The organism is Rhodoplanes sp., assembly GCF_013377085.1.
In the GTDB taxonomy this organism is placed as follows: domain Bacteria; phylum Pseudomonadota; class Alphaproteobacteria; order Rhizobiales; family Xanthobacteraceae; genus Rhodoplanes.
Genome location: NZ_JACAAX010000001.1, coordinates 386282 through 409401 on the forward strand (window position 1 = coordinate 386282; position 23120 = coordinate 409401).

The window sequence follows — 23120 nt, forward strand, 5'->3', positions numbered from 1 at the left end:
GGAGGTCATGCGCATCGATCTCTCCTTCCTGCCGCCGCTCGCGGTCGCCTTCATGCTGATGTTCGCCCGCACCGGCACCATGATCATGCTGCTGCCCGGCTTCGGCGAGCGCAGCGTGCCGGTGCGCCTGCGCCTCACCGCCGCGCTCCTGCTCGCCGCCCTGGTGATGCCGATCTACCGCAACGCCTACCAGATCGACCTGAAGAGCTTCGGACCGGTGTTCGGCATGCTGATGACCGAGCTCCTGATCGGCTTCCTGCTCGGCATGACGGCGCGGCTCTCCATCTCGGCCCTGCAGGTGACCGGCTCGATCGTCGCCCAGCAGCTCGGCTTCGGCTTCGTCACCACGGTCGACCCCACCCAGGGGCAGCAGGGCGTCATCGTCTCGAACTTCCTCACGCTGCTCGGCATCGTGCTGATCTTCGCCACCGACATGCACCATCTCGCCATCGCGGCGCTGGCCGACAGCTACACGCTGTTCCGGCCCGGCGAGATTCCGGCGACCGGCGACATGGCGGCGCTGGCGACGCGGCTGATCGGCGGCGCCTTCTCGATCGGCGTGCAGATCTCGGCGCCGTTCCTGGTGTTCGGCCTCCTGTTCAATGTCGGGCTCGGCGTGCTGTCGCGGCTGATGCCGCAGATGCAGGTGTTCTTCGTGGCGATGCCGCTGTCGATCTTCGCCGGCCTGCTGATCTTCGTGTTCGTCATCGGCGCCATGATGGCGACCTTCCTGGGCTACTTCGAGAGCGTGATGCACCTCATCGCGCCGCATGGCTGAGCCGGAACCTCAGCCATGGCCGAAGACCAGGAACAATCAGACAAAACAGAGGACCCGACACAACGACATCTCGACCAGGCGGTCGAGCACGGCGACGTCGTCAAGAGCCAGGAGGTCTCGACCTGGTTCGTGATCGGCGCCGGCACGCTGGCCCTGTCGGTGTTCGGCTCCTCGTCCAGCGCCTCGATCACGACCATCATGCGTGGGCTGCTCGCCAATTCCTGGGCCTATCGGGCCGACGGCTCCGCCCTCACCCGCCTCACCGCATCGATCTGCGCCGAGATCCTGGCCGCCGTCGGGGTGCCGTTCCTGCTGCTCTTGATCGCCGCCATCGCCGGCAACGTCATCCAGCACCGGCTGGTGTGGTCGACCGAAAGCCTGTCGCCCAAGTTCTCGAAGGTCTCGCCGATGGCGGGCTTCAAGCGGCTGTTCTCCAAGCAGGCGCTGGCCAACTTCATCAAGGGCCTCCTCAAGCTGACGCTGGTCGGTACCGTGCTGGCGATGCAGCTCTGGCCGGAGCGGGACCGGCTCGAGGCGCTGGTCTCGACCGACCCGGCCGCCATTCTGCCGCTGTCGTTGGCCCTCACGCTGAACCTGCTCGGCACCGTGGTGGCGATCCTGTTCGTCATCGCCGCGGCCGACTACCTCTTCCAGTACCGCCAGTGGTACGAGCGCCAGAAGATGACGCTGAAGGAGATCAAGGACGAGTTCAAGGAGACCGAGGGCGATCCCAAGATCAAAGCGCGCATCCGCCAGTTGCGGGTCGGCCGCATGCGCAAGCGCATGATGGCGGCGGTGCCGGGAGCCACCGTGGTGATCACCAACCCGACCCACTACGCCATCGCGCTGAAATACGAGCGCGGCATGAACGCGCCGCTCTGCCTCGCCAAGGGCACGGACCGGATCGCCCTGAAGATCCGCGAGGTCGCCACCGAGGCCGGCGTGCCGGTGGTCGAGAATCCGCCGCTCGCCCGCACCCTCTACGCCACCGTCGAGATCGACCAGGAGATCCCGCCGGAGCACTACAAGGCCGTCGCCGAGGTGGTCGGCTACGTCATGCGGCTGAAGAAGGCATGGCAATGAGCGCGAGCCTATCGTGCTGGCGGACCGTTGGTTTTCCCGCCCGCCGCGGGCCGTTTGCGGATCTCCCGGGTGACCCGGGGGGCCGTTGCGGCGCGGGCCGCGCCCTTGTTCCTGGCAAGGGACTCGGGCACAGATTGATTCGCGCGGTCTGGCGACGGAGCGGAAGCCGATGACGACGCACGACCTCGGCAGGGGAGGCGGCTTGGACGTGTTCCCGGGTGGCGAGCGGCGAGGAAGCATCCGGTTCGTGCTGGCCATTGCGCTCGCGCTGATCGCGGCTGCGTCCGGCCTTCTGTTCCTCGGCCGCGCCGAAGCTGAGCCCTATGTGCTGGGCCTGCTCGCCGTGCTCGGCATGATCGGCGTGTTCTCGCTGCTGGCCACCGCGACCGGCATCCTGCGCGTCTCCGGCGGCTCCGAGGCGAGCCCGATGTACCGGCGCGTCCTCGACGACGCCTTCGACGGCATCGTGGTGACGGATCCGAACGGGCGGGTGGTCTATGCCAACCCGGCCTACTGCCATCTGGTCGACGCCACCGACATCTCCGACGTGCGGCCGGTCGAGCGGGTGTTCATCGGCGATCCCGACGTCTCCGAGGCCGTCTACCGGCTCCTCAAGGCGGCCCGCGAGGGGCGACGCCTGCAGGAGGAGGTCCGGGTCAACGGCTTCGCCGGCGAGCCGGCCCGCTGGCTGCAGCTCCGCGTTCGGCCGCTCGGCCGCACCGGCGCGGATGCGCGCTTCACCGTGTGGACGGTCGCCGACGTGTCGCGCGAGCGCGAGCGCCAGGAGAACGTCTTCCAGGAGCTGCAGCACGCCATCGACTATCTCGATCACGCGCCGGCCGGCTTCTTCTCCATCGACGGCACCGGGGCGGTCGGCTACGTCAATGCGACGCTCGCCGAATGGCTCGACTACGACCTCGCCGAGGTCGGCTCCGGCGGCCTGCAGATCACCGACATCGTGCCGGCCAACGGCGCCGCGCTGCTGACCGCGACCTCGGCGCAGCCGGGCGAGGTCAAGACCGACGTGCTCGACCTCGACCTGAAAACCCGCAGCGGCAAGACCGTGCCGGTGCGGCTCTATCACAAGGTCGCGTTCGGGGCCGACGGGGCGCCCGGCGCCTCGCGCACCCTGGTGCTCAACCGCGCCCGCAACGAGGGCATCATCGATCCGCAGCGCGCCGCCGAGGTGCGCTTCATGCGGTTCTTCATCAACACCCCGATGGCGATCGCGACGGTCGACAGGGCCGGGCGGATCGCCCGCAACAACGGCCTCCTGGCCGGCATGTTCCAGGGCGTGGTGGCGGGCGACTCGCGGCCCGAGGGCCGCTCGATCCTCGCCATCGTGGCCGAGCGCGACCGGCCGACGCTCGAAGCCGCGATCGCCAAGGCGGCGCGCGGGCAGGGCGACCTCCCGCCGGTCGACGCCGCCCTCGCCGGCGAGGGCGACCGCTGGGCGCGCTTCTACGTCACCGCCGTCGAGGAGGAGGGCGACCAGGAGGCCGCCATCGTCTACGCGCTGGAGACCACCGAGCAGCGCGCCCTGCAGAAGCAGGTCGACCAGGCGCAGAAGATGGACTCGGTCGGCAAGCTCGCCGGCGGCATCGCGCACGACTTCAACAACGTGCTCTCCGCCGTGATGATGGCGACCGACTTCCTGCTCAACGCCCACAAGCCGACCGACCCGTCCTTCCAGGACATCATGCAGATCAAGCAGAACGCCAACCGGGCCGCCGCCCTCGTGCGCCAGCTCCTGGCCTTCTCGCGCCGCCAGACGCTGCGGCCGCAGGTGCTCGATCTGGCCGAGGCGCTGTCCGACATCTCCATGCTGCTGCGCCGGCTGATCGGCGAGAAGGTGGCGCTCGACGTCAAGCACGGCCGCGACCTGTGGCCCGTCAAGGCCGACCTGTCGCAGTTCGAGCAGGTGATCGTGAACCTCGCCGTCAACGCCCGCGACGCCATGCCGGACGGCGGCCGCCTGACGCTGCGCACCGCCAATGTCTCCGAGGAGGAGAGCCGGGTCACCTCCTACAAGGGCATGCCGCCGGGCGAGTACGTGCTGATCGAGGTGTCGGACTCCGGCTCCGGCATTCCGCCCGAGATCATCGACCGCATCTTCGAGCCGTTCTTCTCCACCAAGGAGGTCGGCAAGGGCACGGGTCTCGGCCTCTCCACCGTGTACGGCATCATCAAGCAGACCGGCGGCTACGTGTTCGTCGACTCCGAGATCGGCCGCGGCACCACGTTCCGCATCTTCCTGCCGCGCCATGTACCGACGCTGGAGGAGACCGAGGCGGCCGCCGCGTCGCTGGCGCCCGCCCAGACCGGTGCGGGCGACGCCGCCCGCGCCGCCTCGGCCGACCACACCGGGCAGGGCACCATCCTGCTGGTCGAGGACGAGGAAGGCCTGCGCGGCCTCAATGCCCGCGGGCTGTCGTCGCGCGGCTACACGGTGTGCGAGGCCGGCAACGGCCAGGAGGCGCTGGAGCTGATCGACGCCGGCCAGAAGGTGGATCTCGTCGTCTCCGACGTGGTGATGCCGGAGATGGACGGGCCGACGCTGCTCAAGGAGCTGCGCAAGCGCTACCCGGATCTCAAGATCATCTTCGTGTCCGGCTATGCCGAGGAGGCCTTCGCCAAGAACCTCCCCGAGGGCGGCCAGTTCGCCTTCCTGGCCAAGCCGTTCACGCTCAAGCAGCTCGTCGCCGCCGTGAAGGAGACCATGGGGGCGTGAGCGTGGTACGGCCTGTCGTTTGGACCGTCACCCCGATCTCCGCTCATTCGAGCGCAAGCGGGAATCCAGGGGCCGCAAAGACTGGATCCCGGCTTTCGCGGGGACGAGCGGCACGAGATGATTTCGTAGCCCGCGTCGAGCGCAGCGACATGCGGGGGCACTGTCCTGGATGTCGCTGGCGCTCCATCCGGGCTACGACGTCCCGAGGAATGCGCCTGCCATCATGACCCAGATGCAGCCCCATGACGACGACGAGGACGAGAGCAGCCGCCGCACCACCAATCTCGTGCTCATCGTGTTCTTCCTGGTCGTGATCGGGGTCGGCTACTGGCTCGTCGACGCCATGGTCCAGCAGCGCAAGGCCGACGACTGTGCCGCGCAGGGGCGCCGCAACTGCGCCACCGTCATCGTCCCGCCGCGGTGATGGCGCGCGCCTGGACTCCGGCTGTGGCCCGGTTGGCACGTCCTGTGCTCCGGTGACGGCGGGAGAGCAGGCACGGATGGCCAAGGACAGCGACAAGCGCGGCGGCAAGCGGGCGGGCGACCGGGCGGAGGCGATCTACCGGGCGCTGCGCCACGCCATCATCGAGCAGGCGCTGGAGCCCGGCGCCAAGCTGCCCGAGGACGCCATCGGCGAGCGCTTCGGGGCGAGCCGCACCATCGTGCGCCATGCGCTCGGCCGGCTCGCCGCCGAGGGGCTGGTCGAGCTGCGCCACAACCGCGGCGCCGCGGTGGCGACCCCCGAATGGGACCAGGCCGGCGACCTGTTCGACGTCCGCCTGGGGCTCGAGCGGCTGGTGGTGACCCGCCTCGCCGGCCGCCTGACCGCAGCTCAGATCGCGATCCTCGAGGCGCATGTGGACGAGGAGGAGCGGGCGCGCGGCCACAACGAGCCGCTGTCGATCCGGCTCGCCACCGAGTTCCACCTGGTGCTGGCCGAGATGACCGGCAGCGCGATCCTCACCCGCTATGTCGGCGAGGTGGCGTCGCGCTGCGGCCTGACGCTCGCCCTCTACGCGCGGCCGCATTCGTCCGAGTGCGCCGTCAGCGAGCACCGCGCCGTCATCGCGGCGCTGGCCGAGGGCGACGCCGCCGCCGCCATCGCCGTGATGGACCAGCATCTCGGCGCCGTGATGAACCGCGCCCTGATCGTGCCGCGCCCCAGCAAGGAGCGCGACCTCAAGGCGATCCTGGCCCCCTATGCGGACGACGCCGGCACGGCCGCCGCGAAGAGGACGGCCCGGGGCGGGCGGAAGCGGTGAGGGTTTTCCAGAAGTTCAGCGGTGGTCATTCCGGGACGCGCGCGTGAGCGCGCGGGCCCGGAATCCATACGCCCAGTGCTGATTATATTCGAAAGACAGGGGTTATGGGTTCCGGGCTCGGCGCTTCGCGCCGCCCCGGAACGACGAACGTGTCTGCCGTCACGCCACGATGCCGTGCTTGGTCAGCAGCCGCTCGGCCGAGTCGTTCCACACGTCCATCTCGACGATCTTGCCGCCCTTGACGACGAAGCGGTCGACATAGCGGTTGCCGTCGAACGGCGTGCCGTCCGGCCATTCGCCGTAGAGATGGCCGAGATTGTAGACGATGGTTTCTCCGACGCCCGGCACCACGTCGCTGCGCAGCATCCGCTTCTTCACCCATTTGTAGCGGCCGGCATTGAAGGCGGCGCTTTCGCGCGGATGGCCGAATTTTCGCCCGCCCGTGAACGTGATCACCAGGTCGTCGGCGATGTAGCGCGCCGCCGTCACCGGGTCGGGCACCATCGAGGCCGTGAGGAACGCCTCGACGATCGCGGCGGCGGCCTGCGTCTCGGACGAGGCGTCGATCGCGGCGGCGGTTTTCGCAGGGGACATGGCGGGCTCCTCGGCAGGCCGGTTCAGCGGTGTGTCGCGACAGCCCGATGCATTTTCCCGGCCAGCCGCGTCGCCCGGCAATCGTATGCAAATTCGATACCGATTGTATACACATCTGCATGCGATTTGGGCGGCCCGACCCTGCGCGTGCCCACGGCTTGGGCGTTTCCGGTCACTTTCGCCGGGCGTTGTCGTGGATTCCCAGAGGCCGGGCGCTGGCATGTCCCTTGCGTTGACCGGGGCAGTCCACCCACCCCGCGAGGTACGCTCATGGCCCGAAATCTGTCCGCCCGCCCGACCCGGCGGCTCGCCCTCGCCGGCGCCACCGCGCTGCTCGCCGGCGCACTCGCCTGGCCGGCGCAGGCGCAGGAGACCGTCAAGCTCGGCCTGGTCGCCGCCATGTCGGGCCAGTCGGCGAAGTCCGGCGAGGCGATCGTGCGCGGCCTCGCGCTCGCCATCGACGAGATGAACGCCAAGGGCGGCCTGTTGGGCAAGAAGGTCGAGCTCGTCGTGCGCGACGACGAGAGCAATCCGGCCAAGGGCGTGGTGGCGGCCCGCGAGCTGGTGCAGCGCGAAAAGGTGGCGGCGTTCTTCGGCGGCCTCGACACGCCGGTGTCGATCGCCATCGTGCCGTTCGCCAACCAGTCCAAGGTGCCGTTCGTGGGCGTGTGGGCGGCCGGCACGCCGATCACCAAGAACGGCGCCGCCGACAACTACGTGTTCCGGGTCTCCGCCGTCGACGAGTTGGTCGACGTCGCGCTGGTCGACTACGCCGTGAAGAAATACGGCGCCAAGAAGCCCGGCATGATCCTGATCAACAATCCGTGGGGCGAGTCGAACGAGAAGGGGCTCAAGGACGCGCTCGCCGCCAAGGGCATCCCGTTCGCCGGGGTGGAGAAGTTCGAGACCAACGACGTCGATGTGGTGCCGCAGCTCACCCGCCTGAAGCAGGCCGGCGCCGACGTGCTGTTCCTGGTCGCCAATGTGGCGCCGTCCGCCCAGGTGGTGAAGTCGCTCGACCGCATGGGCTGGCCGGTGCCGATCGTGTCGCATTGGGGCCCGGCGGGCGGTCGCTTCGGCGAGCTGGCCGGGGCCAGTGCCGACAAGGTGCATTTCATCCAGACCTTCAGCTTCTCGGGCAATCCGAGCCCGAAGGCGGCGGCCGCGCTCGCCGCGCTGAAGGCCAAGTATCCGGAGATCAAGTCGCTCGCCGACGTGACGCCGGCGGTCGGCATCGCCAACGCCTACGACGCCGCGCATCTGGTCGGCCTCGCCATCGCCAAGGCCGGCTCCACGGACGGCACCAAAGTTCGTGACGCCCTCTACGCGATCGACTCCTATGACGGCCTGATCAAGACCTACAAGACGCCGTTCTCGAAGGAGAACCACGACGCGCTGGCGTCCTCCGACTACATCTTCACCTACTTCAAGGGCGACGAGATCCTGCCGCTGGGGAATTGAGCACGGCCCTTGTTTCACCTCTCCCCATCGGGGAGAGGTGGCGCAGATTTCCGCTCGTCCCCGCGAAAGCGGGGACCCAGGGGCGACACGGCAAGGACTCTGGATTCCCGCTTTCGCGGGAATGAGCGGAGATCGAGGCGAGCCCGCGGAGACAACTCATGCTGCTGATCTCGTCGATCATCTCCGGCCTCGGGCTCGGCAGCATGTACGGGCTGATTGCGCTCGGCTTTCATGTCACCTGGGTCGTCTCCAGCACGGTGAATTTTGCGCAGGGCTCGGCCATGATGCTGGGTGCCGTGCTGGGGTACACGTTCGCGGTCAAGTACGGCTGGCCGCTGCTGCCGGCCGTCGCCATGGCGCTGGCGCTGTGCGCGCTGTTCGGCCTCGTCATCGAGCGCATGCTGGTGCGCCCCTTCGTCGACCGCGGCTCCGGCGCCTGGCTGATGGCGACGGTGGCGGGCGGCATCGTGCTCGACAACGCCGTGCTGTTCACCTTCGGCAAGGAGCCGCGCAGCTTCCCGTCGGTGCTGGCGACCAAGCCGATCGAGATTTTCGGCGCCGGCGTCTATCCGCTGCAGCTCGTCATTCCGGTGGTCGGCCTCGGCATCGCCGTGCTGCTGCACGTCGCGTTGCGAAAAACCCGGCGCGGCAAGGCGCTGCTCGCCGTCGTGCAGAATCCAGACGCCGCCCGCCTGATGGGCATCGACGTGCGCCGCACCGTCGCGGCCGCCTTCATGCTCTCCACCGCGCTCGCCGGCCTCGCCGGCCTTTTGATCGCGCCGCTGTTCAGCGTCAGCTCCGAGATGGGCACGTTGTTCGGGATAAAAGCCTTCGCGGTGGCGATTCTGGGCGGCATCGGCTCGGCCTGGGGCGTCATGCTGGCGGGCCTGATCTACGGCCTCACCGAGGCGCTGGTGACGGCCTATTTGGGCTCGACCTACACCCAGATCGTCGTCTTCTCGGTGGTGATCCTCGCGCTCGCCTTGATGCCCAACGGCCTCTTGGGCCATGCCGCCGTGAGCAAGGTGTGATGGCCTTCGCCTTTCCCAAGCTCCCGCGACTGCCTCGGCTGCCGGCCTTGCCTCAGCTCCCGCCGCTGCCCGAGCCGTGGCGTGCCCGCCTGACGCCGCTGGCGATCCTCGCGCTCACGCTCGGTGCGCTCGCCTTCGCGCTGCTCGCCGAGGGCTATGCGCCCTTCGTGCTGGCGCTGGTGGCGCTCACCGTGGTGGTGTGCGTCGGGCTGAACATCCTGCTCGGGCTCACCGGCCAAGTGTCGCTCGGGCATGTCGGCTTCTACGCCATCGGCGCCTATGCGGTGGCGATCCTGACGCTCGCCGGGGTGAATTTCTGGATCGCGCTGCCGCTGGCAGGGATCATAGCGGCCGTGGTCGGCTTTCTTTTGTCGCTGCCGGCACTGCGGGTCGCAGGTCCGACGCTGGCGATGCTCACCATCGCGTTCGCCTTCATCGTCCAGCACGGCACCATCGAGTGGCGGGCGCTGACCGGCGGCGCCAACGGCCTGATGGGGCTGATGCCGCCGGCGATCGGCAACCTCGTCTTCACCGAGCGCGAGATGGCGGCGCTCGCCGTGCTGCTGGCCGGCGCGTCGCTCTATCTGTTCCACCGCATCGCCCGCAGCGCCTGGGGCAAGGGCATGGTGGCGGTGCGCGACGCCGAGATCGCGGCCCGCTCGGTCGGGCTTGATCCGGTCATCGTCAAGGCCGCCGCCTTCATGCTGTCGGCCGGCTTCGCTGGCCTCGCCGGCGGCATTTTCGCGCCGCTGATGATGTTCGTCGCGCCCGACTCCTTCCCGTTCTCGCAGTCGATCCTGTTCCTGCTCGCCGTCATCGTCGGCGGCGCCGGCTTCGTCTTCGGCCCGGTGATCGGCGCCACCGTGAGCGTCGTGCTGCCGGAGCTGTTGTCCGGCCTCGCCGAGTACCGGCTGCTGTTCTTCGGCGCGCTGCTGCTCGGCGTGCTGTGGCTGGCCCCGTCCGGCGTCATCGGCACGGTGGAACGCTTCTGGCGCCGCACCGACCCGCGCACCGCCGACGGCGAAGGCTTCGATCTCGCCGCGCTGCTGACGCCGGCCGAGCCCAGAACCCTGCGGGTCGAGGGGCTGACGCTCGCCTTCGGCGGCATCAGGGCGGCGACCGGCGTCGCCGTCACGGCCGAGCCCGGCCGCGTCACCTCGATCATCGGGCCGAACGGCGCCGGCAAGACGACCGTGCTCAACATGATCGGCGGCTTCTACCGCCCCGATTCCGGCTCGATCCGGCTCGGCGAGCGCGAGCTCGCCGGTGTGGCGAGCCACAAGCTGGCGCGCGCCGGCATCGCCCGCACCTATCAGACGACGCGGCTGTTCGGCTCGCTCTTGGTCGTCGACAACCTTCTCGTCGCGCTGCGGCGCGGCCAGCTCGGCGGCCTTCTGGGACGCTTCGCCAGCGACGAGGACGCCCGCGCCGCCGAGGCCTTGCTGGCCTTCGTCGGCTATCGCGGCGCGCTGGCGACGCCGGCCGCCGATCTTCCGCATGTCGACCGGCGTCTGGTCGAGATCGCCCGGGCGCTCGCCATGCGGCCGCGCGTGCTGCTGCTCGACGAGCCGGCCGCCGGGCTGATGCGGGCCGACAAGGACGCGCTCTCCGGCCTGCTGCGCCGCATCGCCGATCTCGGCATCGCCGTGATCCTGGTCGAGCACGACATGCAGCTCGTGATGGGAATTTCCGACTCCATCGTGGTGCTCGACGCCGGCGTGCCGATCGCCACCGGCAAGCCGTCTGACATCCGCCGCGACCCCAAGGTCATCAAGGCCTATCTGGGCGGCGAGGCGCGTGTCGCGCGCGGTCGCGCCGTGCCCTGGGATGGGCCGGCCGATGCGGTCCTCACCGTCATCCGGCTCACCGCCGGCTACGGCGCCGCGCCCGTTCTGGACAATGTCGATCTCGACGTGCGGCCGGGCGAGACCGTGGCGCTGATCGGCGCCAACGGGGCCGGCAAGTCGACCACCATGCGGGCGCTCGCCGGGCTGCTGCGGCCGGTCGACGGCGAGGTCGTGTTCGACGACGCCCGCATCGAGCATCTCGACGCCCACAGCATCGCCGCCGCCGGCCTGGTGCTGGTGCCCGAGGGCCGCCAGGTCTTCCCCGACCTCTCGGTGCGCGACAATGTCATGCTCGGCGCCTATACGCGCCGCGACGGCGACCTCGAGGCCGAAGCCGAGCGCCTGCTCGACCGCTTCCCGCGCCTGCGCGAGCGCATCGACGGCCCGGCCGGGCTGTTGTCGGGCGGCGAGCAGCAGATGCTGGCGATCGTCCGCGGCCTGATGGCGCGACCCCGTACCTTGCTGCTCGACGAGCCCTCGCTCGGGCTGGCGCCGGCCGTCATCGACGGGCTGTTCGACGTGCTGGCCGGCCTGCGCGACGACGGCGTCACCATCCTGCTGGTCGACCAGATGGCGCAGCTCGCCCTCGACGTCGCGGACCGCGCCTATGTGCTCGAGTCCGGCCGCGTGGTGCGCGCCGACACCGCCGCGGCGCTGCGCGGCGACCCCGCCATCGAGGCCGCCTATCTGGGCCGCGCGGCGGAGTGATGCTGATGCACCTGCTGCACGGCCTCTCCCGGCCTCATGGTGAGGAGCGCTCGAAGAGCGCGTCTCGAACCATGGGGCCGCCCCGGGGCCGCCCACGCCCTTCGAGACGCGGCCTTCGGCCGCTCCTCAGGACGAGGGCGGATCAGCGGCCGTTCGGCGCGCAAATCTAACTCAACGGAATTCTAAATGTCCCTCGATCTCGTGTTCCGTGACGTGCGCCTGGTCGGCCGCGACGACCCGTGCGACATCGGCGTCGCCGGCGGCCGTATCGTCGCCCTCGCGCCGCGCCTCGACGTCGGTGTGCCGGTGGAGGATCTCGGCGGCCGGCTGGCGGTGCCGGGCTTCGTCGAGACCCACATCCATCTCGACAAGTCGTGCATCCTCGACCGCTGCACCAGCCAGCACGGCACCTTGCAGGAGGCGATCGCCCAGGTCGCCGCCGCCAAGAGGGTGTTCACCCAGCAGGACGTCCATGTCCGCGCCGCCCGCACGCTGGAGAAGGCGATCGGGCAGGGCACGACCCGCATGCGCACCCATGTGGAGGTCGACCCCCGCATCGCGTTGCGCAGCTTCGAGGCGATCCGCCGGCTGAAGCGCGACTACGCCTTCGCGATCGATCTCGACATCTGCGTCTTCCCGCAGGAGGGGCTGTTGAACGACCCCGGCGCCGAGGAGCTTCTGGTCGCCGCCTGCGAGGCCGGGGCCGACGCGGTCGGCGGCTGCCCCTACACCGACACGGACCCGCACGGCCAGATCGCCCGCATCTTCGCCATCGCCCAAAAATTCGACCTCGACGTCGACTTCCATCTCGACTTCGACCTCGACCCGTCCTGGACCCATCTCGACGAGGTGTGCCGGGCGACCGACCGGGCCGGCTGGGGCGGCCGCGTCGCCATCGGCCATGTGACGAAGCTCTCGGCCATGCCGGAGCAGGCGCGCGCGGCGGCGACCCGCCGGCTCGCCGATGCGGGCGTGGCGCTGACCGTGCTGCCGGCGACCGATCTGTTTCTGATGGGCCGCGGCCACGATCACGATGTTCCGCGCGGCGTCACCCCGGCACATCGGCTCGCCGCCGCCGGCGTGACCTGCTCGATCGCCACCAACAATGTCCTCAACCCGTTCACGCCGTTCGGCGATTGCTCGCTGGTGCGGATCGCCAATCTGTACGCCAACGTGGCCCAGCTCGGCCGCCCGGCCGACCTGTTGGGCTGCCTCGACATGGTCACAGCGTCGCCGGCGAAGCTGCTGAACCTGAAGGATTACGGCATCGCGATCGGCAACCCCGCCGATCTGGTTGTGCTGGATGCTTGCGATCCCGCTTCAGCAATCGCCGAAATCGCCGTGCCGCTCGCCGGTTGGAAGCGGGGCCGCAAGACGTTTTCGCGCTCCCCCGTGGTGATCCATCGCGAGGCGGTGGCGGCGTCGGGTTGAACCGCCTCTCCCGGCTTGCATCGCCGCGGGCGAACGCCGATACCTTGATGCTCCTGCCGGGTCGAAGGTCGCGCGACTTCATCATGCTGGCTCTCGGATTCCTGCTGTTCGTCGCGGCCAGCCTCGCCGTAATGGCGGCGGTGACCTGGGTGTTCGCGCGGGTCGTCGAGGCCAAAAACCCGCCCGTCAGCCCGCCCGTCGGCCGCTTCGTCGATGTCGGGCCGACTCGCCTCCATCTGGTCGATCTGGCGCCGCAGACGCCGCCGATCGGCGAGGCTCCGGCCGTGCTGCTGCTGCACGGCGCCAATGTCCAGCTCGCCGACATGCGCCTGTCGCTCGGCGACCGGCTGGCGCGGCGGCTGCGCGTCATCGTGCCGGACCGGCCCGGCCAGGGTTTTTCGGGCGAGGGCGGGCCGGTGGTCTCCGATCCGGGTCATCAGGTGGCGCTGATCCGCACCGCCGTCGAGGCGCTGGGCGCCAAGAAGCTGATCGTGGTCGGCCATTCGCTCGGCGGGCTGATCGCGCTGCGCTACGTGCTCGACGAGCTGCCGTCGGTCGCCGGCCTGGTGCTGATCAACCCGACCACCCACCCCCGGCCGGGCGGCCTGCCGTGGTACCAGAAGGCCGCCGAGGTGGTGTTCGGGCCGCTGATGATCTGGACCGTGCTGCTGCCGGCCTCGCTGCCGATGCTCGACCGTCTGTCGGCTCGGCTGTTCCGCCCCGAGACGCCGCCGCCCGGCTGGGCCGCCCGCACCGGCCTGGCGCTCGGCCTGACGCCGCGACGCTTCCATGCCAGCATGCGCGAGTACTCGGATCTGCGCGACCACCTCACCGCTATCGCGCCGCGCTATCCCGACATCACGGTGCCGACCGTGATCGTGCTGGGCGAGGCCGATCCGGTGGTGCCGCCCGCCATTCACGGCGAGGTTTTGGCCAAGGTGCTGCCGCACGGCCGGGTGGTGCGTCTCCCCGGCGCCGGCCACATGGCCCACCACCTCCACGGCGAGGCGATCGCGGCCGAGATCGAGCGGCTCGCCGGCCTGGGCCCCGCCTGACCGGCTCGACCAGACCGGCCCCGTCTGGGCCGGATTCCGCTTCTGTGCCGGCGATCCCGGTCGCCCTTGCAAAGCCGGTGGCGATCATGCATTTAGGGGCCGTGGCGCTCGGGTATCGGGCGGCCGCACCCGCTTCCCGGAGGAGTGTAGCTCAATTGGTTAGAGCACCGGTCTCCAAAACCGGGGGTTGGGGGTTCGAGTCCCTCCACTCCTGCCAGTCGTGAGCGCGGCTCCGCTGGCTCTTCGGCGCGGGTGGGTGGTTGTCGAGGCTGCTGACGGGCTCGTCTCGAGCCGTCGGGCTGCGCTTCGCTCCCTGATCTCCCGCACTCGGATCGTCTGATCTCGGGTCTTTCGATCTCCCACCGACGCACGTTTCGACCGACTCCACCCTCGTGGTGAGGAGCGCTCCGCCGCGCGCTCGCGCGCGAGGGGCGCGTCTCGAACAGTCAGATCGACTCGGTCGATCTGACTCCGAAAATGTCGGCGCCGAGCAGGCTCGTCGTCGGAGGCCGTCCGCGCCCCGAGGGTGGAGTCGTGCCGACAGCGGAGGTCTCCGACCGCTCCCTCCGTCGTGGCCCCCGGGCCGGTGCGCGAGCAATTCGGTGTGGCGCGACCGTCGCCTTCCGTGTTCGTCGTGTTTCGATCAATATTCGATGACATTGAACGATGTCTTCGTTGGTCGGAATTCAGTCATGAATAGCAACACGGCGTCAAATGTTTCTGATGTTAAAGAATTGTTTCTGTCTGCGCTTGAATATTTCGATCGGAAACAATACGAGAATGCAGAAATATTACTTCGTGAGGCAGACCGGATTTGTCCCGGCAACACATCGATCCTGACCAATCTCGCCATCACGCTGTTCCAGCGTGGCAATCGGACCGACGCCGTGGCGGTCGCGACCGCCGCCGCGCGGGCCGACGCCGTCAACCGGGATGCCCTGGCGCTGATCCATCGCTGCCGGCTCGACGCTAAGGAGTTCGACGCCGCTGCCGCGGCCGCCGCGGCGCTGGTGGCGCTCGCGCCGGCCTCGGCCGAGGCGCATGTGCTTCACGGGCAGGCGCTCGCCGGAGCGGGCCGTCTGGCCGAGGCGCTGGCGAGCTTCGACGCCGCGATCGTGCACGACGCGCGCTACGCCGGGGCCTGGATCGGCCGCGGCGCCGTCCTGTGCCGGACCGGGCGACCGGCCGACGGCCTGCAGGCGTTCGATCGGGCGCTCGCGGTGGCGCCCGGCGCGTCCGCCGCGCTGGTCGGGCGCGGCAATGCCCTGGTCGATCTGGACCGTCCCGCCGAGGCCCTGGCAGCGTTCGACCGGGTGCTCCGTGCCGACCCGGCCGACGGCTCGGCTCTGGTCGGGCGCGCCAATGCCCTGGCCGGGCTCGGGCGTCGCGGCGAGGCTCTGGCGACCTACGAGCGGGCGCTCGCGGCCGCACCGGATCTCGTCGACGCCCTGATCGGCCAGGGCCTGGTGCTGCGCGACCTCGACCGCCCCGACGATGCCGAGGTCGGCTTGGCGCAGGCGCTCGCCCGCGATCCGGGCCGGATCGACGCGTGGCTCGGGCGTGCGCTCGCCCTCTGCGACCTGCACCGGCAGGCCGAGGCAGTGACCTGCCTCGAGCGGGCCGTCGCCATCGATCCCGGCCGCGCCGATGCGCAGTTCGTCCTGGCGGTCGTCCGCCTGCAGCGCGGGGACCTCGCCGCCGGCTGGGCCGGCTACGAGTGGCGCTGGTCGTTCGGGCAGGCGCGCCGCGACGGGGTCACGCCGATCCCGCCGCCGACCGTCCGGGACCCGGCCGCGCTCCGCGGCCGGAGCGTGCTTCTCGTGGCCGAGCAGGGGCTGGGCGACACGCTGCAGTTCTTCCGCTACGCCCCGCTGCTGGCCGCTGCCGGCGCGCACGTCACCGTGGCCGTCCACCCGCCACTGGCGCCGCTGCTCGCGGCCGCCGACCCGTCCGTCACGGTGACGGCGCAGGGGCCGGCCCTGCCGCCTGCGGACCACCGGCTGGCGCTGCTCAGCCTGCCGCTCGTCTTCGGCACCACGCTCGACCGGGTTCCAGCCGCCGTGCCTTATGTGCGCAGCGACCCGTCCCGGGTCGCGGCCTGGCGGGCCCGGCTCGGCCCGCCGGACCGGCTGCGGGTGGCCGTCGCCTGGAGCGGCAATCCGGCCAACGCCGACGACCGGCGCCGCAGCATCCCGTTGCATGACCTCGCGCCGCTGCTCGACCGCGACGTCGCCTGGCTCGCGGTCCAGAAGGACCTCCGCCCGGCCGATGCGGAGGTCGCGGCGGCCCGTCCCGGGCTCCGCCTGCTCGGCCCGGAGCTGCGCGACTTCGCCGACACGGCGGCCGTCCTCGACCTGGTCGATCTGGTCGTCGCGGTGGACACCGGCGTCGTCCACCTGGCCGGGGCGATGGGGCGGCCCGTGTGGGTCCTGCTGCCGTTCAACCCGGACTGGCGCTGGCTTCTCGATCGTGCCGACTCGCCCTGGTATCCGACCGCCCGTCTGTTCCGCCAGTCGGCGCGGGGCGACTGGACCGGCGTGATCCGCGACGTCGGCGCCGCGCTGGACCGGCTCGCCACGGCCCGGCGCGCAGCGCGGTTCGGCCCTTGCTTGGAGCCGCAAACAAAACTAGAAGGTTGATCATCGAGTTGGGCCGGCTCGGTCCACGCCGGGGTTGTCGGCGCGTCGGCTCGATCTTAAGTGTCTGAACGGTTTTTGGTTCGGGCAAGTTTCCACACCGCCGCGGCGGCGCGGCCAATGGCGCGCCACGGGTGCGGGACGGGAGCGGCTCGCCCCTGCGAGACCGCGATGGCGAGGACCGACGGCGGCGCTCCGGCCGTCGCTCGCGCGGCTGATTTCACGAATTCGGAACGATCGGAAGAAGCGATGGCGAAGGTAAGCCCGTTCAAGTTCTTGCAGGAGGTTCGCTCGGAGACCGAGAAGGTCACCTGGCCGAGCCGGCGCGAGACCGCGATCACCACCGTGATGGTGTTCGTGATGTCGGCCGTCGCTGCCGTGTTCTTCCTGCTGGCCGACCAGCTCATCCGCTTCGGAGTGACGCTCGTGCTCGGGATCGGACGCTAGAGGGCGCGGATCGGATGACGGACATGAGCAAGCGCTGGTACATCGTTCACGCCTACTCGAATTTCGAGAACAAGGTCGCCGAATCGATTCGCGAGCAGGCGCGGCAGCGACACCTCGAGCACCTGTTCGACGAGATCCTGGTGCCCAAGGAAAAGGTCACCGAGGTGCGGCGCGGCCGCAAGGTCGACTCCGAGCGCAAGTTCTTCCCCGGCTACGTGCTGGTGAAGATGGAGCTCACCGACGAGGCCTTCCACCTCATCAAGAACACCCCGAAGGTCACCGGCTTCCTCGGCACCGACAACAAGCCGATGCCGATCTCCGAGGCCGAGGCGGGCCGCATCCTGCATCAGGTGCAGGAGGGCATCGACCGGCCGAAGGCGACCGTCTCGTTCGAGATCGGCGAGCAGGTGCGGGTCTCCGACGGCCCCTTCGCCTCGTTCAACGGCACCGTGGAAGAGGTCGACGACGCCCGCTCGCGCATCAAGGTGGCGGTGTCGATCTTCGGCCGCGCCACCCCGGTCGAGCTGGAGTTCACCCAGGTCGAGAAGACCTGAGGGCTAGGGTTTTCGACCTAATCGCTTTTTCGTAATGGCCGGGCTTGCCCGGCCATTGTCGTATGGAGTCGCCGGGCCGCCTCCGGTTCGTCCGTTGGGCAGAGCATTCGCACACGCCTCGGCGTCATCGCCGGGCTTGACCCGACGATCCATCATCTTCGAAACAATAGGCTTTTTCGAAGTGGATGGATGCGCGGGTCGAGCCCGCGCATGACGCGTGCATGCGTGGCGGGTGATGTGTTCGTGCCATCGGGGTCCGCGGAGCATCCGGCGGCTCCCCTCAGTCTTCCGCCCCCGGTCCTCGCCCCTTGCCTCCCGCCCCCTCCTGCTATACGTAGCCGCAATGTCGTCGTCGGCCGTAGCCGACGGCGGTGTCCATACGTGGGAGGAGGGACGGTTCGCCGACCGCCCTTGATCCGCACCACGAACCCTGCGAGCCGGCGGCGCCGGCGCGAAGGACTTTGCCATGGCGAAGAAAATCACAGGATACCTGAAGCTTCAGGTGCCGGCGGGAGCGGCCAATCCGTCTCCGCCGATCGGGCCCGCGCTCGGTCAGCGCGGCCTCAATATCATGGAGTTCTGCAAGGCGTTCAACGCCCAGAGCCAGCAGCTCGAGAAGGGATCGCCGATCCCGGTCGTCATCACCATCTATGCCGACCGCTCCTTCACGTTCGAGATGCGCACTCCGCCGGTGTCCTACTTCCTCAAGAAGGCGGCCGGCATCCAGAGCGGCGCCAAGGCCACGGGCCGCGACCATGTCGGGGTCGTCACCCAGGCCCAGGTGCGCGAGATCGCCGAGAAGAAGCTGAAAGACTTCAACACCGACAACATCGAGTCGGCGATGCGCATGGTCGAGGGTTCCGCCCGCTCCATGGGCCTGGACGTGAAGGGTTGATCGTCATGGCTGATCATGGAAAGCGCGTGCTGGCCTCTCGCGAAGGCATCGACCGCAACAAGCTCTACACGCTTCCCGAGGCCGTGAAGCTGATCAAGGAGCGGGCCAAGGCGAAGTTCGACGAGACCATCGAGATCGCGATGAATCTCGGCGTCGACCCGCGGCACGCCGACCAGATGGTGCGCGGCGTCGTCACGCTGCCGAACGGAACCGGCCGCACCCAGCGCGTCGCCGTGTTCGCCCGCGGCGCCAAGGCCGACGAGGCGAGGGCGGCGGGTGCCGACGTCGTCGGGGCCGAGGATCTGGTCGAGCAGGTGCAGGGCGGCAACATCGACTTCGACCGCTGCATCGCGACGCCCGACCTGATGCCGCTGGTCGGCCGTCTCGGCAAGGTGCTGGGCCCGCGCGGCATGATGCCGAACCCGAAGGTCGGCACCGTCACCATGGACGTCACGGCGGCCGTCAACGGCGCCAAGGGCGGCTCGGTGGAGTTCCGCGTCGAGAAGGCCGGCATCGTCCATGCCGGCGTCGGCAAGGCGTCGTTCGAGGCCGACAAGCTGGTCGAGAACATCAAGGCCTTCGCCGATGCGGTGTCGCGGGCGAAGCCGGCCGGCGCCAAGGGCACCTTCATCAACCGGATCGCCATCTCGTCGACGATGGGCCCGGGCGTGAAGGTGGAGCCCGGCACCGTGCTGTCGGCGGCCCAGTCCGCCCAGCATTGATCTACGTGTGACGTGACATCGAACGGCCGGGGCCTGCGCCCCGGCCGTTCTGATTCGAGGGGCGTTCAACGAATCGTGTTGCGCTGCCGCGGCGCAACGTCGTGGACGGCAGGGCGGCCGGCCGCCGAGAGCATTGGCCGACGGCCGAGAACCGGCTACAAATCGCGTGACATGACCGAACTCGTTCACCGGAAACGCGCGCCGACGCCAGGGTCGGACCGTCCGGAGACGCGGAGGTGCTCGGCGTGACCGCGAGCCGACTGCTCAAGCTGCTTCTGGTTCTCCTGCTGCTTCCGCTCTCTGCCGCGGCGAGCGCGCAGGAGCGCATCACCAAGGGCTTCATCCTGCGCGTCCCGATGCCGCCGCCGGGCCCGTTTCCGGGCCAGGATGGAGCGGTGCGGCCGGCCCTGATCGAGCAGGGCCTGTCGATCACCCGACAGGGCGGCCCGATGGACAAGCCAGGCCGGGCCGGCCTGCTGCTGGAATGCCGCAAGGGCGCGCTCGAGCTGCTCGCCCTCGATCTCGACTGGCCGCCCGACTCCAAGCCGATGGGCGAGGTCGACGTCACGGTCCAGCTCGATCAGGTGACGAGCCCGGAGCGCTGGCGCATTCTCGGCAACGCCTATGCGCCGCCCGATCCGGCGGCGCTGCTCGCGCGGTTCCTGTCGGCCCGCACCTTCGCGCTGCAGGTCCAGACTCCGGCCGGCGAGCGCGAGCTGAGCTTCGACCTGCACGGTTTCGCCGAAGCGGCCGGCAGCATCCGGGCCGCCTGTCAGTTCTGAGGAATGCCGATCACCCTGCGAAGGCGGTGCGCAGCGCGCGGCTGAGCGCGAAGGCGTAGTTGTGGAGATTGACGTCGGTCAGCGCCGGGATCTCCGACAGCATCTCCGTGCAGGTCTCGAGCCTGATGGCGTCGGGCATGGGCGGGCGCTCGCGGATCTCCTCCGACACCGCGCCGAGCACCACGGGCGGGCATGTCAGGCCGCCGAGCACGACCCGGCTGACGCCGCGCTCCGGATCATGCACCACGGCCGCGATGGCGTCGGCGGATTCGCTGACCGTCCTGGTGACCTTGTAATAGCCCCAGCGGGCCTGCTTCGAGGATCGCGGGATCTCGATCGCGGTGGCGATCTCGGCCGGCTGCAGCGCGGTCGTGAAGGCGTCGGGATAGAAGCGGGTCATCGGGATGCGCCGCTCGCCCTCGGGCGACAGGCACGTGATGATCGCGTCGAGCGCGATCAGCGCGGTCGGCCAGTCGGCGCAGGGGTCGGCCCAGCAGGCGCTGCCGCCCAGCGTGCCGCGGTTGCGGACGCCGCGATGGGCTATGCCGTGCGCCACATAAGGCAGCATGCCGACGACGGGATCGGGCACCAGCCCGTCCTCGATCATCGCATGGGTGACCATGGCGCCGATCGTGACACGGTCTCGCCGCGCCTCGATGGCGCGCAGATCGATGGCCTGACCGAGATCGACCAGAACGTGCGGCTGCGACGTGCGCAGGCTCATCTGCGGAATCAGCGACTGGCCGCCGGCCAGCACCACGCCGCGCTCGCCGCACTGGGCCAGCACGTTGACGGCTTCCTCGGCGTAGAGCACGCGGACATAGTCGAACTGGGCGGTGTCCATGCGGAAATCCGGCGACAGCTCGTTCATCGGGGAGCCCGGTCACGTCCGCGGCCGAGGCGCGCCGCCGCCTGTCGACGTCGGCCGGGGTCCGGCCGCACGCGGCGGTGCGATCCGGCAGGATCAGCCCGCATCCCCGGATAACGGTTGTGACGACCCGGCGCATCGACCCGCGGCTGTGCCGCGGGCGTCGGGCGGACCGAAACACGGGTCAAAACGATCAAGCGGTCGAACACGATCCCTAACCGTCGTCGTCGTCGTTGCAACCGGCACCGCGTCCCGACCACGCGCTGCCCTCCACGGCAGGTCTCATAGGCCGCAGCTTTTGTCAATTTGGCAGAACACTTTCATCGTGCGGAAAGGTGGACACGCCGCCTGGGGCGGAGGATCGACCCCGGGCGAATTGGTCGATGGCCGAGCGGAACGCCGCTCGGCACGACCTGAGGCTGCTCCGCCACACGCCGGCGTTTGCGGACTACTTCTCGGGGTCGTCGTTGGTCGACGGGCCGGTGCCGACGAAATACAGGATCGTGCCCTCGCCCTTGGTGATGCCGAAGTGGCGCAGCCGCGCCGGCTCGGTGAAGAAGCTGCCGGCCGGCCGCTCCTCCAGCTTGCTCTCGTCGAACTTGTCGCCGTAGCCATGATAGAACACGCCCTGCAGCACGATCGCGTAGCGGTCGTCCGGGTGCGAGTGCGCCTTGTTGATCGAGTTGGGCGGCCAGCGCACGAGCTGAATATACGTTCCTGGCTTGCTGCGGTCGCCGATCATGGTGGCGAACTCGCGGCCGCTGCCGTCAGGCGCCTTCTTCCACTCCATCTTGTCCAGCGCGATGCCGTAAGGGAGCATCGGCTTTTGCGGCGCTGCCGGCTCCTGCGCCCGCGCCGAGGGCGCCAGCAGGGGCGGGGCGAGCAGCGACGACGCCAGCACGGTCGAGGTGACGAGCAGCCCGAGGGCGAGCACGCGTGTGGTCAAGGCATCCTCCCAAGAATTTCGATTTTTTAGTGAGAGGCAGCGTCTCGTTCCGTCGGGCGGAAGTCAAGGCGGGAAAGGCGGATGGCGCCGGCTCTGTGCCGAACGGGCACGGTCCGAAAAATAATCCCCGGTCTGGAATACAGTCCTATACCGGGTCCGTCTCGCTTGTCGAGGGACGTCGACCGGTGACGTCGGGCGGCGGAGCGAGCCGGTTTTTCCGCACGACGCCGTCGCGCGGAAAGAACCGGTCGCCGGAACTCCCGGGAAATCCGGCCGGCGGATGCGGCGCCTGCGGGTCCGGCCTCGTCAGTCGGACCCCTGGGGGCTTTTGGGGCTCCGCCCTCCGGGCAAGACGACCCGGGCGCGAGGAGCATCGCAGGAGAGATCCGTCACCCCGGTCGGGCCGGACCCCAAGCGCGGCCCGAATGCCCAAAATCGCCGCGGCGGAGCGCCGGGAGGCGGGCGTATCGACGCTTCGATGCGCCCTGCGCTCCCGAAGCGCAGATGTTCAGGTGTGGCGCCTCCCGGCGCTCCGCCTCCCTCGGTCTTTCTTCGGAAAGGCCAGGGCTCAGGTGATGGGCACACCCCGGGCGCGAAAAGCGCGTCGCGGGACGGTGAGGGGTTTTGTCGTGAACGATCGTTCCATTCGCGGCGTCACGCGCGGGCTCGACCCGCGCGTCCATCCTCTTCGCAAGATCGCTTTTCACGAGATGGATGGCCGGGTCGCGGCGCTGCGCGCCGGCCCGGCCATGACGTGGGGCGTCACGCCGCGCCCGGGACGCGAGGTCGTGTCCGGCTAAGGCGGCGGCCCCCGGCCGAACATGTCGCTGGCCTCCGGCTTGCCGAACCGGGCCCGGATCGCCTTCTCGATCGGGCCGCCGGCCAGCAGCACGAAGAACAAGAGCGGCAGCGCGATAGCGATGACGGTCCAGGCGGCGACCGCGCAGACGATGCCGAGGCTGGCGGTGAGCCAGGTGCAGGCCGCCGTGGTGAGCCCGCGCACCCGCGCCTCGCCGGAGCCGCGCACGATCACGCCGGCGCCCAGAAAGCCGATGCCGGTCAGGATGCCCTGGACGACGCGGCTGACCGCGTTGAGGGCGTCGCTCGGCGCGATGGTGGGGTCGAGCACGGCCGTCACGGCGAGCGACGAGCCGAGCCCGACCAGGCCGAGCGTGCGCATGCCGGTCGGCTTGCCGTGCAGGTCGCGGTTGAGCCCGAGCGCCATGCCGATGACCGTGGCCGTGCTCAGCCGGATCGCGATGTCGGTCCAGTCCATCATGGCGGCGGTA

Annotated in this window: 21 protein-coding genes and 1 tRNA gene; 18 read left to right on the plus strand and 4 right to left on the minus strand. The window is 69.7% G+C overall.

Annotated features, from left to right (window positions below; genetic code table 11):
* The first annotated feature begins 7 nt into the window (after positions 1–7).
* From fliR to HXX10_RS01695, 5 genes are all read left to right on the plus strand, one after another.
* Entirely contained in the window at positions 8–778 is a 771-nt protein-coding gene (gene fliR, locus HXX10_RS01675; RefSeq protein WP_296519604.1) for a flagellar biosynthetic protein FliR, read from the plus strand.
* Positions 779–793: 15 nt separating this feature from the next.
* Positions 794–1861, plus strand: coding sequence for a flagellar biosynthesis protein FlhB (gene flhB, locus HXX10_RS01680; protein WP_296519606.1), 1068 nt, complete (start codon positions 794–796; stop codon positions 1859–1861).
* Positions 1862–2030: 169 nt separating this feature from the next.
* Entirely contained in the window at positions 2031–4592 is a 2562-nt protein-coding gene (cckA, locus tag HXX10_RS01685; protein WP_296519608.1) for a cell cycle histidine kinase CckA, read from the plus strand.
* 169 nt (positions 4593–4761) lie between these two features.
* Entirely contained in the window at positions 4762–5016 is a 255-nt protein-coding gene (locus HXX10_RS01690) for a hypothetical protein (protein WP_296519610.1), read from the plus strand.
* A gap of 76 nt (positions 5017–5092) precedes the next feature.
* Positions 5093–5854, plus strand: a complete 762-nt coding sequence (locus HXX10_RS01695) for a GntR family transcriptional regulator (RefSeq protein WP_296519612.1) — start codon at positions 5093–5095, stop codon at positions 5852–5854.
* Between the two features lie 159 nt (positions 5855–6013).
* On the opposite strand, the gene HXX10_RS01700 is transcribed toward HXX10_RS01695, so the two are convergent.
* Positions 6014–6448, minus strand: coding sequence for a nuclear transport factor 2 family protein (locus tag HXX10_RS01700; protein WP_296519614.1), 435 nt, complete (start codon positions 6446–6448; stop codon positions 6014–6016).
* A 270-nt stretch (positions 6449–6718) separates the two neighbouring features.
* Here HXX10_RS01700 and HXX10_RS01705 point away from each other — a divergent pair, with 270 nt between their 5' ends.
* The 12 genes from HXX10_RS01705 (at position 6719) to HXX10_RS01760 (ending at position 20017) form a co-directional block, all read left to right on the plus strand.
* Entirely contained in the window at positions 6719–7909 is a 1191-nt protein-coding gene (locus tag HXX10_RS01705; protein ID WP_296519616.1) for an ABC transporter substrate-binding protein, read from the plus strand.
* A gap of 161 nt (positions 7910–8070) precedes the next feature.
* Positions 8071–8940 (plus strand): branched-chain amino acid ABC transporter permease, encoded by an 870-nt coding sequence (locus HXX10_RS01710; RefSeq protein WP_296519702.1) that lies wholly within the window; start codon positions 8071–8073, stop codon positions 8938–8940.
* Positions 8941–9038: 98 nt separating this feature from the next.
* Positions 9039–11495: a branched-chain amino acid ABC transporter ATP-binding protein/permease gene (locus HXX10_RS01715; RefSeq protein ID WP_296519703.1), complete on the plus strand. Its 2457-nt coding sequence runs from the start codon at positions 9039–9041 to the stop codon at positions 11493–11495.
* A gap of 186 nt (positions 11496–11681) precedes the next feature.
* Positions 11682–12926 carry an amidohydrolase family protein gene (locus HXX10_RS01720; RefSeq protein ID WP_296519619.1) on the plus strand — a complete coding sequence of 415 codons (1245 nt, stop codon included), beginning with the start codon at positions 11682–11684 and terminating at the stop codon, positions 12924–12926.
* Between the two features lie 83 nt (positions 12927–13009).
* On the plus strand, positions 13010–13981 hold the full coding sequence (locus HXX10_RS01725; RefSeq protein ID WP_296519624.1) for an alpha/beta hydrolase: 972 nt from the start codon (positions 13010–13012) through the stop codon (positions 13979–13981).
* A gap of 140 nt (positions 13982–14121) precedes the next feature.
* Positions 14122–14198, plus strand: a tRNA-Trp gene (locus HXX10_RS01730).
* A 670-nt stretch (positions 14199–14868) separates the two neighbouring features.
* Positions 14869–16620, plus strand: coding sequence for a tetratricopeptide repeat protein (locus HXX10_RS01735; RefSeq protein WP_296519627.1), 1752 nt, complete (start codon positions 14869–14871; stop codon positions 16618–16620).
* A 246-nt stretch (positions 16621–16866) separates the two neighbouring features.
* Positions 16867–17064 carry a preprotein translocase subunit SecE gene (gene secE / locus HXX10_RS01740; protein WP_296519628.1) on the plus strand — a complete coding sequence of 66 codons (198 nt, stop codon included), beginning with the start codon at positions 16867–16869 and terminating at the stop codon, positions 17062–17064.
* 23 nt (positions 17065–17087) lie between these two features.
* Positions 17088–17618, plus strand: a complete 531-nt coding sequence (nusG, locus tag HXX10_RS01745; protein WP_296519629.1) for a transcription termination/antitermination protein NusG — start codon at positions 17088–17090, stop codon at positions 17616–17618.
* Between the two features lie 466 nt (positions 17619–18084).
* Positions 18085–18513, plus strand: coding sequence for a 50S ribosomal protein L11 (gene rplK, locus HXX10_RS01750; protein ID WP_296519631.1), 429 nt, complete (start codon positions 18085–18087; stop codon positions 18511–18513).
* Between the two features lie 5 nt (positions 18514–18518).
* A complete protein-coding gene (rplA, locus tag HXX10_RS01755; protein ID WP_296519633.1) occupies positions 18519–19235 on the plus strand; it encodes a 50S ribosomal protein L1 in 717 nt (238 codons plus the stop codon).
* 245 nt (positions 19236–19480) lie between these two features.
* Positions 19481–20017, plus strand: coding sequence for a hypothetical protein (locus HXX10_RS01760; protein ID WP_296519634.1), 537 nt, complete (start codon positions 19481–19483; stop codon positions 20015–20017).
* Positions 20018–20027: 10 nt separating this feature from the next.
* On the opposite strand, the gene HXX10_RS01765 is transcribed toward HXX10_RS01760, so the two are convergent.
* Together HXX10_RS01765 and HXX10_RS01770 are read right to left on the minus strand one after the other, a co-directional pair.
* The gene (locus HXX10_RS01765; RefSeq protein ID WP_296519635.1) at positions 20028–20888 is read right to left on the minus strand and encodes a xanthine dehydrogenase family protein subunit M; all 861 of its coding nucleotides are present in this window, start codon (positions 20886–20888) and stop codon (positions 20028–20030) included.
* A 445-nt stretch (positions 20889–21333) separates the two neighbouring features.
* Complete coding sequence (locus HXX10_RS01770; RefSeq protein ID WP_296519636.1) at positions 21334–21831, minus strand: cupin domain-containing protein; 498 nt, start codon at positions 21829–21831, stop codon at positions 21334–21336.
* A gap of 629 nt (positions 21832–22460) precedes the next feature.
* On the opposite strand from HXX10_RS01770, the gene HXX10_RS01775 reads away from it, so the two are divergent.
* Positions 22461–22631, plus strand: a complete 171-nt coding sequence (locus HXX10_RS01775; RefSeq protein WP_296519637.1) for a hypothetical protein — start codon at positions 22461–22463, stop codon at positions 22629–22631.
* Here HXX10_RS01775 and HXX10_RS01780 read toward each other — a convergent pair.
* Positions 22628–23110: an MgtC/SapB family protein gene (locus tag HXX10_RS01780; RefSeq protein WP_296519638.1), complete on the minus strand. Its 483-nt coding sequence runs from the start codon at positions 23108–23110 to the stop codon at positions 22628–22630. The two genes, HXX10_RS01775 and HXX10_RS01780, sit on opposite strands and share 4 nt — an antisense overlap.
* Between the last annotated feature and the right edge of the window lie 10 nt (positions 23111–23120).